This is a genomic window from Bacillus sp. CR71 (genome assembly GCF_003429245.1).
Lineage (GTDB): Bacteria > Bacillota > Bacilli > Bacillales > Bacillaceae_G > Bacillus_A > Bacillus_A thuringiensis_S.
On sequence record NZ_CP031748.1, the window covers coordinates 1,545,107 to 1,558,034 of the forward strand.

Consider the following 12,928-nt stretch of genomic DNA (forward strand, 5'->3'; position numbering starts at 1 on the left):
GCAAGGTCTCGTTATGAGACCTTGCTTTTCTTTTTAAGTGGCATCATTTTCCCGTAAGTACCAAGACGCCAAATGTACTCAAGTGGCCCGTATTGGTAATGTGAAAGCCACCAGCGGCTAATAAAGATTTGTAACGTGTAGAAACCGACGCAGAATAGTGGTCCAACCCATAATGGAGCAAGATAATCATTTTTGAATAGTAGCCCAAATACAAGTAATGTAACAATTGTATGTGAGATGTAATTCGTTAACGCCATTCGTCCAACGTATTGGAATGGACGTAATACTGTTTGCCATTTTTCTTTTTGTAATAAACGCATTAACGTGACAATGTAGAAGATGAACAATGTCTTTCCGCTTATCATCGTAATACCCATAAGTGAAAATGGTGTGTATGGTTGATTGTTCATAAAGAAGTAAACCATAATAAACCACATCGGTAATGTTAAAATGAACATAATGATTTGCCATTTTTTAAGTTTTGGATCTAATTCCTTAGCACGGCGGAAAATGTCTTTTTTACCGGCATATAATCCGAGTAAAAACAATCCTAGTGTTTCAGGAAGCATAATAAGACTGTTACTTATTGCTTCAGAATAGAAAGAATAGAATCTGTCTGTAATTTGTAAGCCCCAGTTTTCTAACGGCATAATGGCTATGGAAAGGCCTAGTTCATCTACCGGCACTAATAACATGACAAGAGAACCTAATAATGTGAACAATTGCATGAAACTTAATAGTACAATTGACCATATTAAAATAGTACGTGTCTTTCTTTTGTAAAATAAAAATAAGAAAAACCCGGTAATTGCATAAGTATGTAAAATGTCACCGTCCCATAAAAGAACGTAATGTAAGAACCCAAATAATAATAAGATAAGTAAGCGGCGAACAAACAAAGTTTTTGGACGATCGGTCTTCGCCTCAGCACGATTCATAAAAATATAAAAACCTAATCCGAATAAAAACGAAAAAATTGTATAAAATTTCGTTTGAATAAACATATCGTAAAATAGGCGAATATAGCTGTCTATCCCTTCGTAAATTCCTGTAATATCACGTGAGTCAACCCCGGCAATAATTGGCCAGTTAACAAGAAAAATACCTAATACAGCTATTCCTCTAATAATATCGATGGAATGTATCCTCTCGCCTTGTGAAATGTTTTGTGTCATTATTTTCCTCCTTGTTAAGTAATTCCCTTTTATTATACAAAATGTAAAGAAGAGGGTATATAGGTAATTTCCAATTTTTAAAACTGTTAAGATGCGTATTATGAGATATAATAAGAGTGCACAACAAGTTTTAACCTTCTTCAAAACAGGCAGTAAAGCTCCTTCCTATAAGGGGCTTTCTTTATGAAAAGTGTTGATAATGATTCTCTTTAATGATAAACTGTATTCAAAAGTGATAATCATTATCAAAAAAGGTTGGTGCGTAAGTATGGTATATGCATTAGTAGCAGGTACAGTCGTTGTATATGCAGTTATTACAAAGTATGTTTTAAATGGAGTAGGAACAGCAAAATGAGTGATATGACATAAAATCCCTTTCATTTGTAAAAAGAATGAAAGGGATTTTTTATTTTTAATGAGAATATGCTGAAAATTTAGTATGATAGTAAAGTGAAACTGTAATCAATGGGTAGGTGTAACTCTCACTGGTTATGAGCTCGCAAATAGCAGGGAAAAGTATATACATCTTGGATAAAGGGGAACAAGGGGATGACAAACATAGTACAGACAAACGGTATGAGAAAACTTGTTTGTTTTTATGAAGAGTGGCAAAAACACGGCGATGCAGAGAATAGTTTAAAGTTGTTTGAGGTGATTCAAAAATATAAACAAGAACAGCTTATGATAGCGTTCTGCGGTCACTTCTCTGCAGGGAAATCAACGATGATGAATCATCTATATAAAGCACAGTTGTTACCAACAAGTCCAATTCCGACAAGCGCTAACGTCGTTAAAATTGAAAAGGGATTTGATCGTGTTGTTGTAACGATTAAATCTGGAGAACAGTACGAATATGATGGTGCATATTCAGCGGAAGAATTAAAACAAATTTGTAAAGACGGTGATGAGGTAATTGGTGTTCATATTTATCGGAATGATGCGCCAATTCCTGAGGGTGTTATGTTAGTTGATACACCAGGGATTGATTCAACAGATGATGCCCATCAATTAGCGACAGAATCAACGCTGCATCTAGCAGACGTAATTTTTTATATGATGGATTATAATCACGTCCAATCGGAAGTGAATTTACAATTTGTTAAAGAATTGAAACAACGTAATAAAACGGTTTATCTCGTTGTAAATCAAATAGATAAACATAAAGAAAATGAATTATCGTTTGAGGATTATAAAGATAGTGTAAAACAATCGTTCTCTAACTGGGATATTGAAGTAGATGGAGTTTATTATACGTCATTAAGAATGATGAACCATCCACAAAATGAAATTGGAAGCTTAGAAACATTAATTACATCTATTATGAAAGAAAAAGAGCAGTATGTAAGAGATGGAATGGAGCGAGAAACAGAATATTTAATGGGGGAACATTTCTCGTTTATTCTTTCTGAAAATGAAAAAGCTCTTTTGACATATGAGGAAGAGTTAGCATCACCGCTTTCGATTTCAGAAATAGTTGAAAAGAAAGAAGAGCTAACGGAAATTAAACATCGCGAGGCTAGTAAAGAATCTCATGTGAGAAACGAATTTATAAAAGGTTTACAAGCTATATTAGATAACGCGTATTTAATGCCATTTGAAATGAGAGAATTGGCAAATGCATATTTAGAAACGAAATTAACAAAGTTTAAAGTTGGTTTGCTATTTGCAAAAGGAAAGACGGAGCAAGAAAAACAAAGACGTGTAGAGGCGTTTTATTCTGCCCTTCAAAAGACTGTTGAAACGCAACTTGATTTTCATGTGAAAGAATTTATTGTGGCCTTCTTAAAAGAAGAAGGATTGTTCACGGAGGAAATTGGGAAAGACATATATGCTTTAGAAATTGCTTTTGGACCAGAAATGTTAGCTGAAGTCATTAAACAAGGCGCAGGTTTCACAGGTGATTACTTACTTCTTTATACAGCGGATGTAGCGAATGAACTGAAGAAACGTTATTTTACAAAAGCTCAGCAAATTTTTGATAAAAGTGCAGTCGTTTTAAAGCAAAAGGTGAAGGAAGCAGTTGCTCGTATGGAACAAGAGATTGAAAAATATACGATGTTGCAAACGGCAAAAGAGACGGAATTACAATACAGTAACAATTTAGAGACATATGAAAGTTATTTACAAAATATTTGGCGCGAGCGTATTGCTACACCAGAAGGATTGCAAATAGAGGAGATATTGCAACGTGAAAAACAAATTGTTAGTGAGAAATTTACACTACAAGAGCAGGAGATTGTAAATGATAACGGGGCGGCTCATGAAGAAGAGATAAAAGGAACAGCAGTTTTAAATATTCAGCGTATATTAGAGAAAGTGAAGAAAGCTGAAATGATATTAGAGCCATTGCCAGCGCTGAAACATGTACAGCAAGAGGTAATAGAAAAAAGGCGTCGTGTGGAAACGAAACAATTTACAGTAGCGTTATTCGGAGCTTTTAGTGCTGGGAAATCATCATTTGCCAATGCCTTACTAGGTGAGAAGGTACTTCCTGTATCACCAAATCCGACGACGGCAACGATTAATCAAATTTTGCCGGTTACAGAGGAAAAACCACACGGAACAGTAATGGTTCAATTCAAATCAAAGCAAGCTTTATTAGAAGATATGAAAGCTGTTTATAAGCTGTTTCATTATGAGATTACTACGTTAGATGAGGCGTTAGCACAAATTGATAAAGTTATGAAATATCCTTCACCAACTGGGAAGCAAAAAACAACATTTAGCTTTTTACGAGCGGTACAAAAAGGGTATGATGCAGTTTCTACTTATTTAGGAGAACAAGTACAAGTTACATTAGAAGAGTTCTCTGATTATGTAGCGAACGAAGAAAAATCATGCTTCGTTGAGTATATGGAGCTTTATTATGATTGTGCTTTAACAAGGCAGGGAGTAGCGCTTGTAGACACACCTGGAGCGGATTCTATTAATGCTCGCCATACGGATGTTGCATTCCAGTATATTAAAAACGCAGATGCTATTTTATTTGTAACATATTATAACCATGTATTCTCTCGTGCTGATCGTGAATTTTTAATTCAGCTTGGTCGTGTAAAGGATACCTTTGCCCTTGATAAAATGTTCTTCTTAATTAATGCGGCGGATTTAGCAGAGTCTGAAGAAGAACTTGAAATGGTAAAAGGTTATATCGCAGATCAGCTACTGCAATACGGTATTAGAAATCCGCGTTTATTTGCAATTTCAAGTTTATGTGCGCTTGAAGAGAAACAAGGAAAGAATGTTGAAAAAGAGAAGTATGGTATTTTACAAAACTCTGGAATTACTAAGTTTGAGGAATCATTTACGTCCTTTATGATGAGAGATTTAATGCTTGTTTCTGTGCATGCTCTATATGGTGCGTTGCAAGGGGCAGATCAGCTTTTAGTAAACATGATAAATGGTGCAAAGCAGGGGAATGAAGAGAAAGAGAAGCAAACGAAAAAATATGAAGCAGAGCGTGGTCAACTACTTCATATCATTTCATCATATAGTGTACTTGCTGAAGAACAGGCGATGCAAAATGAAGTGAAAGAGTTGCTTTATTACGTGCAACAGCGTCTATTCCTACGCTATAACGATGTGTTTACTGAATTTATTAATCCGGCGTCACTTCGAACGGATGGAAATGTGAAAACACAATTGCAACAGTGTGTTATGGAATTAGTAGCATTTATTCAGCATGATTTATTACAAGAAATGCGTGCGACATCATTACGTCTTGAAAAATGGATAGACGAAGCGATGAAGCGTGCAAAGGACGAAATTGTAGTGAACTGTAAAGTAGAAAATCAATCAATTTCTATGAATGGAACAGTGGAGTATGAATATAAAGATATTACACATAAAGAACCGTTCCCTTCAGTTGAAATAAAAGATTTCAAAAAAGCACTGGCACATTTTAAAAATGAGAAAAGCTTTTTTGAAAAGAATGACAAAGCTTTTATGCAAGAAGACGCTAAATCTGTATTAGAACCGCTCGTATCAAACTATGTAGCCGATGAAAAAGATTTATTTGTTCATCATTATAAGCAAGAATGGGATATGAAGTGGAACTTATTCCAAAAAGTGATGCAACAAGATGTGATGAACTATTATGAAAGTATATTGTTTGCATTGGCTGAAACGATCGATGTATCTCTATATGAACAAAGTAAAGAACAATTGCAAAAGCAGTTAGTAGAGATTGAAAAAGAAATTTATGTTATATAGTCGTTATGAGAAAAAGATTCGTTCAATTTTCTTTTGCAGTACAGTATCTAAAGATTTGACAAATCCAGCAAATTCATCGGTAGAAATCATATGAGTAAGAACGAGTCGTCTGCCATCTGGTGTTTCACCGCATAAGACGAATGAAGAAAATTCATATGTTTTGTTTTCTACTACTAATTTTGGGTAGGAATACGTGTCGCTTTTCTTCTTCTTTCCATCAATAGAGATGACGTTGCATTTTTTCTCATTGTTGTCCATGATGAACCCCTCCTTTCTATTACTTATGGTAGACAAGGAGGGTTTAGAACAATAGAGAAAGGGGAATTTTTATGGGTGTAGTAATAGAGTATATTTCGAAAGAAGAAGCTATACCGAAGTCTTTATTGCTACTTGCTGATCCAAGTGAACGGCAAATAGCTACATATGTACAAAGAGGATTAACATACGTAGCAAAGCAAGAGGGTAGCGTTATCGGTGTATATGTTCTTTTAGAAACAAGGCCAAAGACGATGGAAATCATGAATATTGCGGTTGCAGAGCATGTGCAAGGAAAAGGGATTGGAAAGAAGCTAGTAAGTCATGCTGTAGAAACTGCTAAAGGATATGGTATGTCAAAACTGGAAATTGGTACAGGTAATTCTAGTGTTTCACAACTTGCTTTATATCAAAAATGTGGATTTCGTATTTTTTCTATTGATTTTGATTACTTTTCGAAGCATTATGAAGAAGAGATTATTGAAAATGGCATTGTATGCCGTGATATGATTCGGCTTGCAATGGAATTGAATTAGAACGTATAACTTATTTAGGGGGAAGAGAAGATGGAAGTACATAAAGCAATTACAGCACATTCTCGTAAACAAAATGAAAGTGTAAAAGCATGTTTACAATTAGATGCGCAGCGTGAAGCAGCTATTGAAGCAGCCGTATCTCTTGCGTCAAATGGGAAAGAATTTTCGGTTGATGTCATTAATGTTGTAACAAAGCAAATTAATGATCTTGCAAAAAATGGTGTTACCTTGCAGCGTAAATATGTTACAGAAGAAATGGTTATGGAGTATGTAAGTCGTTTACAAGAGAAAGAAGGTCGTTAAAGATGATAGTTACAGTCGAATGGTTACGTGAGCATATAGAAGATGAGAACGTCCGTGTAATCGATTGTCGTTTTGATTTAGCGAATCCTAATTGGGGTAGAGAAAAGTATGAAGAAGAACATATTCCTCATGCTTTATATTTTGATTTGAATTTAGATTTATCAAGTCCTATAGTAGAGCATGGTGGCCGCCACCCGTTGCCAAGCATTGAAGAGTTTGCGGACAAGCTTTCGGAGGTTGGTATTGATGAACATACGACAGTAATTGCGTATGACAGTCAAGCTGGTGCAAATGCTGCTCGTTTATGGTGGTTATGTAACTATGTAGGACATGAGAAAGTATATATATTAGATGGTGGTTTCCCGGTTTGGAAAGAGAATGGACTACCGACAACAACGGAAATTCCTGTTGTTATACGAAAAACATTCAAAACAAACATACAAGATCATATGCTTGTATCGATGGAAACAGTAAGAGAGAATATCCAGGCAGGTGCAGATGTTACGTTAATTGATTCAAGAGAGCCAAAACGTTATGCTGGTGTAGAGGAACTTGTCGATCATAAAGCAGGACATATTCCGACAGCAGCAAACTATTTTTGGAAGGATGGAATGTTGCAATCAGGACAATTTAAGAATGAAGCTGAGCAACAAGGACGATTCCAAAATCTGTCGAAAGATAAGGAAACCATTGTATATTGTGGTTCTGGTGTTACGGCATGTCCAAATATCATTGCGTTAAAATTGGCTGGATTCCAAAATGTTAAATTGTATGCGGGTAGCTGGAGTGATTGGATTTCTTATCCAGAAAATCAAATTGCAAAAGAAGAAGATTAATCACTTGCATGCAAAAATAATTTGTATTAAAATAAGGTCACAAGCAAGAGATTGCTCGAAAAACTTTGTATTTTACACATTGGAAACAATGTGATAATATAACGACAAGTAAATAATACATCCTGCGGTGTACGTAACTTATTTATGTCTAAAACCGATGTTAGTTATACGGAAGCTCAATATTTAGCGACCATCATCAAGCCTTCCTTGTGGAGGAAGATGTACGGTAACTGTGAGGGCATCCACCTGCGAGTAGCGGGTTTTTGGACATTTACGAGGAGCGGCACGTGCGGGGGTCTTATTTCAACTAACCTTATATAAAATTCCTACGGTGTACGTAGCTTATGCATGTCTTAAACCAATAAGTTTAATATGGAAGTTCAATATTTAAATGTAGCTAACATGCCATCTTTTTAAGAAGGAAGTTACAAACATTTGTGAGAGCATCCACCTGTGAGAGCAGGTTTATGGACATCTAGAGAGAACGGCATATGTGGGGCTATATAAAAACCTTACGTTTTATACGTAAGGTTTTTTTGTTGCATAGATATATCAATATTATCTTGATTCACCTGTGAAGTTTCCGTAATAAATGTAGCACTTTCTGTCTTCATCAATCTCTCTTGAATCCAAGGAGAATTCCATAGACATGCCGTCTCGCTGAATATATATAATATCTGAATGAAGAGATGGTAAAATTTCTTCGTAGTTCCATACATCTTGACTATCTACTAAGCTTGAACTCGTTTCACTTAGTTCTCTAATTTCAAAACCGATGTGGGAGTATGTAGGGTCTGAAGGGTCATTGGCGAAAACTTCTTTTTGAATATAAATAACTGCTGTTCCGTCTGGATCAACCGAAGTTGCAGTAACAACATAAGTATTTTTCTCTTTAATAAAATATTCACAAGTCATGCGTGCGATGATTTCAGAATTAGAAATATTGGCGTAGTTCCATAAAGCAGGATACCCTTTCGTTTCATCATTAAGTCGATATTCTAAGCGCATTTCATCCCTCTTCTTCCTTTTTCTTCTACTTTATCATGCCATCCTATATAATAGGAATAGAATTTAAAAAGGGGAGTGCGAAGGTGACAAAAACGAAATGGCTAGTAGGTGGTGTCGTAACGTCTTTAATGACTGGCACTTTATTTGGTTGCGCACAAGATCTTCCCCCAAAACCGAATGATAATAGTTGTTCTGATTGGGATTGGGATGATGAACTTGGGGTATGGCAGTGTGATGATAGTAGTTCAGGTTATCGTGGGCATTATTTCTATGGTGGGCGATATTATCAAAATAAATCCACTTTTAAAAATTCATCGGCGTTTAAATCGTATCAATCGTCTGCTGAATTTAAAGGTGGAATTGGAAGCGGTTCAAAGGGAGGATTTGGGGGCTAAAATATGTCGCAATACATAAGGGATCGAAAAGATTTTTATTTAAAATATCCGAATTTTTGGTCGGATTTATATGAATGTGAATATAGTTTGTTTCATGTTTTTTCTATAACAAATCAGACTTTGGAACAATTATACTTAGCGACTGAACGAATGGGTAAAATATTTTTTAAGACTGCTAGACTTTTGCGAAATTTAAGTGACGAACAGATTCTTGAGCTTGGTTTTCCTCCTGCGAGCTTATCATTCATTAGAATGAAAGGATTATATCCTGAATCTGTTATTTCACGATTTGATTTCGTTATAACGGTTGATAACCAAATTAAAATGCTTGAGTTTAATAGTGATACACCAACTTTTATTATGGAATGCTTTCAAATGAATGGAAAAGTTTGTGAAAACCTAGGTTATGATGATCCAAACTCGGATCAAGAACGATTACTATCTTCTGGTGTTACGAAAGCTGTAATGGAAGCGACAAAGGGATTAGACAATCCAAATGTTGTTTTTACAGCACATCATGAACATATTGAGGATTGGAATACGACTATGTATTTAAGTCAGTTATGCCATGTTGAAAATAAAGTAGTGCCAATGTCAGAACTTAGAATTACGAAAGGTGCTCTAGTTGATAAAGATGGGGCGAAGATTGATGTTTTATATCGTCAAACATATCCGATAGAAGATTTAATTGAGGATCAAGATCCTGAAACAGGAGATTTGGTAGGTGTGGAACTGCTGCAACTTGTAAAAGCCGGAAAGCTTTTTATAATAAATCCTTTGTCAGCATTTTTACTTCAGCCAAAATCAATTCAGTGTCTTATTTGGGGGTTAGCAGAAGAAGAAGTCTTTTATACAAACGAGGAACAACAGTGGATTAAAGAATATATGTTACCTACATATTTAGAACCAGATTTATTTTTAGGAAAAGGTTCTTTCGTTCAAAAACCTTCATTTGGTAGAGAAGGAGATACAATTACGATTCGCGATAAGGATGAAAATATTATGCTTCAAAATGCACATCAAACGTATAAAACTTCACTGCCGATATTTCAAAAGTATATAGAACTTCCAGTCGTATCCTTGGAAACAGAAAAAGGGATGGAGAAACTGTCGTATGTGTTTGGTTCTTTTTTAATTGCTGGAAAAGCAAGTAGTATCGGTATTCGCGCGGGAGAAAAGATTACAGGAAATGAATCGTACTATTTACCGGTAGGTATAAAAAGGAGGGGGAAAAATGATTAATTTTTTATCATATTTAGCAGTAACACTCGGACTTTTATGTATTGGTCTGTTCTTGATGGAAGTGACAACGAAAGTTAAGGAATTTAAGTTAATGGCTCAAGGGAATAAGGCGGTAAGCTATGTGCTTGGAGGACGATTACTTGGGTTAGCTATTGTTTTATATTCGACAGCAGCTAATTCAATTTCACTTCTTGATATGATTTCGTGGGGAGCAGTTGGGATTTTGGCTCAAATTATCGTTTTTTATTTAGCTGAGTGGCTTACACCACGCTTTAATATAAACAAAAGTCTTGAAGAAGATAATCAAGCAGTCGGTCTTTTTCTTATGTTTTTATCGCTTTCAATTGGGATTGTAATTGCTGGCTGTATAACTTATTAAAAACTTTACGTTTAAACGTAAAGTTTTTTATTTTATTCCGCTATTTGCCGGGCAGCCCGATTGGTGAGGGCTAATAATCAGTGGGGGATGAACAAAACCCCACTGATTAAAGTTTCACTTTATATATGTTAGTTTGCCATACCTTTTGAAAAAATTGTAGGCTACGGTTGACATCTATTTTAAATAAGAGTAACATTTTCAATGTAATGAAAATAAGTCTCTGTTAGGTGAGGCTCCTGTATAGAGAAATGCTACTGCCCAAAAATGTCGAGAGACGCCAATGGGTCAACAGGAATGATCGAATTAAGGTTTTTCTTAACGTAGCTGGTAATGTACCTATGCTATACAGTGCTAAAACTCGGTGAGGGAGAGGTCCGTAGATTTCTAATTATATTAGAAATCGTTTATTTGTGTATGTAATGGCCACTACTCTCTTAAGGGTAGGGGTCTTTTTTGTTACCAAGCTATGAGTAATTTCATAGTATAAACTATAAAATTAAACGAGGAGGTGAGGAGCATGTCAAATTCTGACTCGGTTCCGTTACCCATATACTTCAAATCAAAAATATATGATGTAGGCAGGAAACGATTTGTTCCTCCCTCTATATTTATCACAATGTAGCGTTTATAAAGCGCTAGACACTTTCACAGTAAAGTGGATAAATTGAGAAACAAAGCGTTTCTTCCTATGTTGTAAAGGAGGAGACGATAATATGTTATATGCAAACAAAACTGTGGGTAACACGTCATATAAACTAAGTAAAAAATCAATAAAAGAACAAACAATGCTTCAAAAAAATAAAGATTTATTAATTGAAATTGCAACAAGAGATGTAAAATCTGTATTTGCATATTTTAAAACAACAAGAGACGGACTATCAATGAAAGAGGCACAAAAACGTATTCAAGTATATGGCCGAAATGAACTAACTTCAAAAAGAGCACTTCTTGCAGAAGTAATGATGAAGCTTGGTGGCATGATCCCAGGTTTTTCAAAACAACGTGTGTGTGATGAATTACAACGTGAAACGATTACTGTATCTAGAGTAGAATGTTCTAGTAGTACAGGGCTAAATAGTGAACTGAAAATGATGGAGATACCAGTGCAAGAACTTGTACCTGGAGATATGATTTTTCTTTCGGCTGGAGATGCTGTGCCAGCTGATGTACGTATTATTTATGCAGATGATTTATTAGTAAATGAGTCTGTGTTAACGGGAAACGAAGCGAGTATAGAGAAGTTTGAAAGCTGCTATCACCTTGAACGTAAACGATTTATTCCATTAAAACGGATGAAAGATTATAATCCACTTGAGCTTGAAAATGTATGTTTTAAAGGTTCGCATATTGTTAGTGGAAATGCAAAGGCTGTCGTTGTTTCTACTGGAAAAAATACGTATTCAGGCATATTGCATACTTGTTGTAGTAGGATGTCTTAATGTGTGAATGGTGCTAAATATACAAAAACCATGTATAATAGACAAAGTTGAGCAAAAACGTAGAATGGTAATCTATTTATATAACCTTACGTGATAACGTGAGGTTATTATTTTTTTAATAGGAGAGGAATTATGAAAAAAGTATTATTAGTTGATGGTATGGCACTATTATTTCGTGCTTTTTACGCAACAAGTGTCTACGGACAATTTATGAAACGACAAGATGGAACCCCTACGAACGGGATTCATGGTTATATGAAACACTTGTTAACAGCTACGCAAGCGATCGAACCAACACATATCGTTACATGCTGGGATATGGGAAGTACGACATTTAGAACAGAATCGTTCTCGAATTATAAAGCAAATCGTGCAGCGCCACCAGAAGAATTAATTCCTCAATTTGATTTAGTGCAAGAAATGACTGCGAAATTATCCATTCCAGTTATCGGTATGAAAGGCTACGAAGCCGATGATTGTATCGGTACGCTTGCAAAACAATATTGCAATGAAGCTGAAGTTTATATTTTAACTGGTGATACAGATTTACTTCAACTTGTTGATAAGAACGTTACAGTTATGCTTCTGCGTAAAGGAATTGGAAATTACGAATATTACACACCGGAGAAAATCATGGAAGAAAAAGGTGTAGAGCCGTGGCAAATCGTCCATGCAAAAGCTTTCATGGGAGATACAAGTGATAATTATCCAGGTGTAAAAGGTATCGGTGAAAAAACAGCGTATAAGCTTATTCAAGAGCACGGAACAGTATCCGCTGTACTAGAAAATGTAGAATCATTAACGAAAGCGCAGCGTACGAAGATTGAAAGTGATTTAGAGAACTTAAATATTTCGTTGCAATTAGCACAAATTCACTGTGAAGTTCCAATTTCATGTGCACTAGAAGAGGGACTACACACAATGGATGAAGAAAAACTTAAATTTGTTTGTGAAGAAATGAATTGGGGAAGACCTGAAATATTAATAAATATGCTATAAATAGTTTAGAAAGAGGGATGTTGCATAAGTCGAACTTTGACTTATGCAACACCTTCTTTTTGTTTTTATAAACAGTATTATAGTAAATAAAATTATGTCGAAATCAATTTTAAATATATAAATGTTTCGACAAGATATAATGATAAAATTTG

General features: G+C 35.3%; 13 protein-coding genes, 2 other RNA genes and 1 riboswitch. Of the genes, 12 read left to right on the forward strand and 3 right to left on the reverse strand.

Features of this window, described 5'->3' with window-relative positions; translation table 11 throughout:
- Window positions 1-11: 11 nt before the first annotated feature.
- Window positions 12-1,175, reverse strand: coding sequence for a DUF418 domain-containing protein (locus tag DOS87_RS08055; RefSeq protein WP_000193087.1), 1,164 nt, complete (start codon window positions 1,173-1,175; stop codon window positions 12-14).
- A 190-nt stretch (window positions 1,176-1,365) separates the two neighbouring features.
- On the opposite strand from DOS87_RS08055, the gene DOS87_RS08060 reads away from it, so the two are divergent.
- Window positions 1,366-1,530 (forward strand): hypothetical protein, encoded by a 165-nt coding sequence (locus DOS87_RS08060; protein WP_153587184.1) that lies wholly within the window; start codon window positions 1,366-1,368, stop codon window positions 1,528-1,530.
- Window positions 1,531-1,724: 194 nt separating this feature from the next.
- Window positions 1,725-5,384, forward strand: coding sequence for a dynamin family protein (locus tag DOS87_RS08065; RefSeq protein WP_086412903.1), 3,660 nt, complete (start codon window positions 1,725-1,727; stop codon window positions 5,382-5,384).
- Window positions 5,385-5,387: 3 nt separating this feature from the next.
- On the opposite strand, the gene DOS87_RS08070 is transcribed toward DOS87_RS08065, so the two are convergent.
- A complete protein-coding gene (locus DOS87_RS08070; protein WP_000369740.1) occupies window positions 5,388-5,642 on the reverse strand; it encodes a DUF3931 domain-containing protein in 255 nt (84 codons plus the stop codon).
- Between the two features lie 71 nt (window positions 5,643-5,713).
- Here DOS87_RS08070 and DOS87_RS08075 point away from each other — a divergent pair, with 71 nt between their 5' ends.
- The 5 genes from DOS87_RS08075 (at window position 5,714) to ssrS (DOS87_RS08095) (ending at window position 7,818) form a co-directional block, all read left to right on the forward strand.
- On the forward strand, window positions 5,714-6,175 hold the full coding sequence (locus DOS87_RS08075) for a GNAT family N-acetyltransferase (protein WP_000539328.1): 462 nt from the start codon (window positions 5,714-5,716) through the stop codon (window positions 6,173-6,175).
- 30 nt (window positions 6,176-6,205) lie between these two features.
- Window positions 6,206-6,478, forward strand: a complete 273-nt coding sequence (locus tag DOS87_RS08080) for a YpbS family protein (protein ID WP_000451820.1) — start codon at window positions 6,206-6,208, stop codon at window positions 6,476-6,478.
- Between the two features lie 2 nt (window positions 6,479-6,480).
- A complete protein-coding gene (locus DOS87_RS08085; protein WP_000637581.1) occupies window positions 6,481-7,314 on the forward strand; it encodes a sulfurtransferase in 834 nt (277 codons plus the stop codon).
- A gap of 116 nt (window positions 7,315-7,430) precedes the next feature.
- A non-coding RNA gene (gene ssrS, locus DOS87_RS08090) (6S RNA) lies at window positions 7,431-7,613 on the forward strand.
- Between the two features lie 21 nt (window positions 7,614-7,634).
- Window positions 7,635-7,818: non-coding RNA, 6S RNA (gene ssrS, locus DOS87_RS08095), on the forward strand.
- Window positions 7,819-7,872: 54 nt separating this feature from the next.
- Here the strand turns inward: ssrS (DOS87_RS08095) and DOS87_RS08100 are convergent.
- Window positions 7,873-8,322 carry a hypothetical protein gene (locus DOS87_RS08100; RefSeq protein ID WP_001235522.1) on the reverse strand — a complete coding sequence of 150 codons (450 nt, stop codon included), beginning with the start codon at window positions 8,320-8,322 and terminating at the stop codon, window positions 7,873-7,875.
- An 83-nt stretch (window positions 8,323-8,405) separates the two neighbouring features.
- Between DOS87_RS08100 and DOS87_RS08105 the strand changes: the two genes are divergently transcribed.
- The 5 genes from DOS87_RS08105 (at window position 8,406) to DOS87_RS08125 (ending at window position 12,776) form a co-directional block, all read left to right on the forward strand.
- Window positions 8,406-8,717, forward strand: a complete 312-nt coding sequence (locus DOS87_RS08105; RefSeq protein ID WP_000169030.1) for a hypothetical protein — start codon at window positions 8,406-8,408, stop codon at window positions 8,715-8,717.
- Between the two features lie 3 nt (window positions 8,718-8,720).
- Window positions 8,721-9,959 carry a glutathionylspermidine synthase family protein gene (locus tag DOS87_RS08110; protein WP_208730236.1) on the forward strand — a complete coding sequence of 413 codons (1,239 nt, stop codon included), beginning with the start codon at window positions 8,721-8,723 and terminating at the stop codon, window positions 9,957-9,959.
- A complete protein-coding gene (locus DOS87_RS08115; RefSeq protein ID WP_000606873.1) occupies window positions 9,952-10,338 on the forward strand; it encodes a DUF350 domain-containing protein in 387 nt (128 codons plus the stop codon). Before DOS87_RS08110 ends, DOS87_RS08115 begins: the two co-directional genes overlap by 8 nt.
- A 212-nt stretch (window positions 10,339-10,550) precedes the next feature.
- Window positions 10,551-10,714: riboswitch (M-box (ykoK) riboswitch) on the forward strand.
- A 337-nt stretch (window positions 10,715-11,051) separates the two neighbouring features.
- A complete protein-coding gene (locus tag DOS87_RS08120) occupies window positions 11,052-11,777 on the forward strand; it encodes a P-type ATPase actuator domain-containing protein (protein WP_000964950.1) in 726 nt (241 codons plus the stop codon).
- A 132-nt stretch (window positions 11,778-11,909) separates the two neighbouring features.
- Window positions 11,910-12,776, forward strand: a complete 867-nt coding sequence (locus tag DOS87_RS08125; RefSeq protein WP_000757068.1) for a 5'-3' exonuclease — start codon at window positions 11,910-11,912, stop codon at window positions 12,774-12,776.
- Window positions 12,777-12,928: the final 152 nt, after the last annotated feature.

Excerpts from the sequence above, each read along its gene's own strand:
- DOS87_RS08115 (WP_000606873.1), top strand. The coding sequence starts at position 9,952 with ATGATTAATTTTTTATCATATTTAGCAGTAACACTCGGACTTTTATGT.
- DOS87_RS08070 (WP_000369740.1), bottom strand. The coding sequence starts at position 5,642 with ATGGACAACAATGAGAAAAAATGCAACGTCATCTCTATTGATGGAAAG.
- DOS87_RS08125 (WP_000757068.1), top strand. The coding sequence starts at position 11,910 with ATGAAAAAAGTATTATTAGTTGATGGTATGGCACTATTATTTCGTGCT.
- DOS87_RS08100 (WP_001235522.1), bottom strand. The coding sequence starts at position 8,322 with ATGCGCTTAGAATATCGACTTAATGATGAAACGAAAGGGTATCCTGCT.
- DOS87_RS08110 (WP_208730236.1), top strand. The coding sequence starts at position 8,721 with ATGTCGCAATACATAAGGGATCGAAAAGATTTTTATTTAAAATATCCG.
- DOS87_RS08080 (WP_000451820.1), top strand. The coding sequence starts at position 6,206 with ATGGAAGTACATAAAGCAATTACAGCACATTCTCGTAAACAAAATGAA.
- DOS87_RS08075 (WP_000539328.1), top strand. The coding sequence starts at position 5,714 with ATGGGTGTAGTAATAGAGTATATTTCGAAAGAAGAAGCTATACCGAAG.
- DOS87_RS08065 (WP_086412903.1), top strand. The coding sequence starts at position 1,725 with ATGACAAACATAGTACAGACAAACGGTATGAGAAAACTTGTTTGTTTT.
- DOS87_RS08085 (WP_000637581.1), top strand. The coding sequence starts at position 6,481 with ATGATAGTTACAGTCGAATGGTTACGTGAGCATATAGAAGATGAGAAC.
- DOS87_RS08055 (WP_000193087.1), bottom strand. The coding sequence starts at position 1,175 with ATGACACAAAACATTTCACAAGGCGAGAGGATACATTCCATCGATATT.
- DOS87_RS08120 (WP_000964950.1), top strand. The coding sequence starts at position 11,052 with ATGTTATATGCAAACAAAACTGTGGGTAACACGTCATATAAACTAAGT.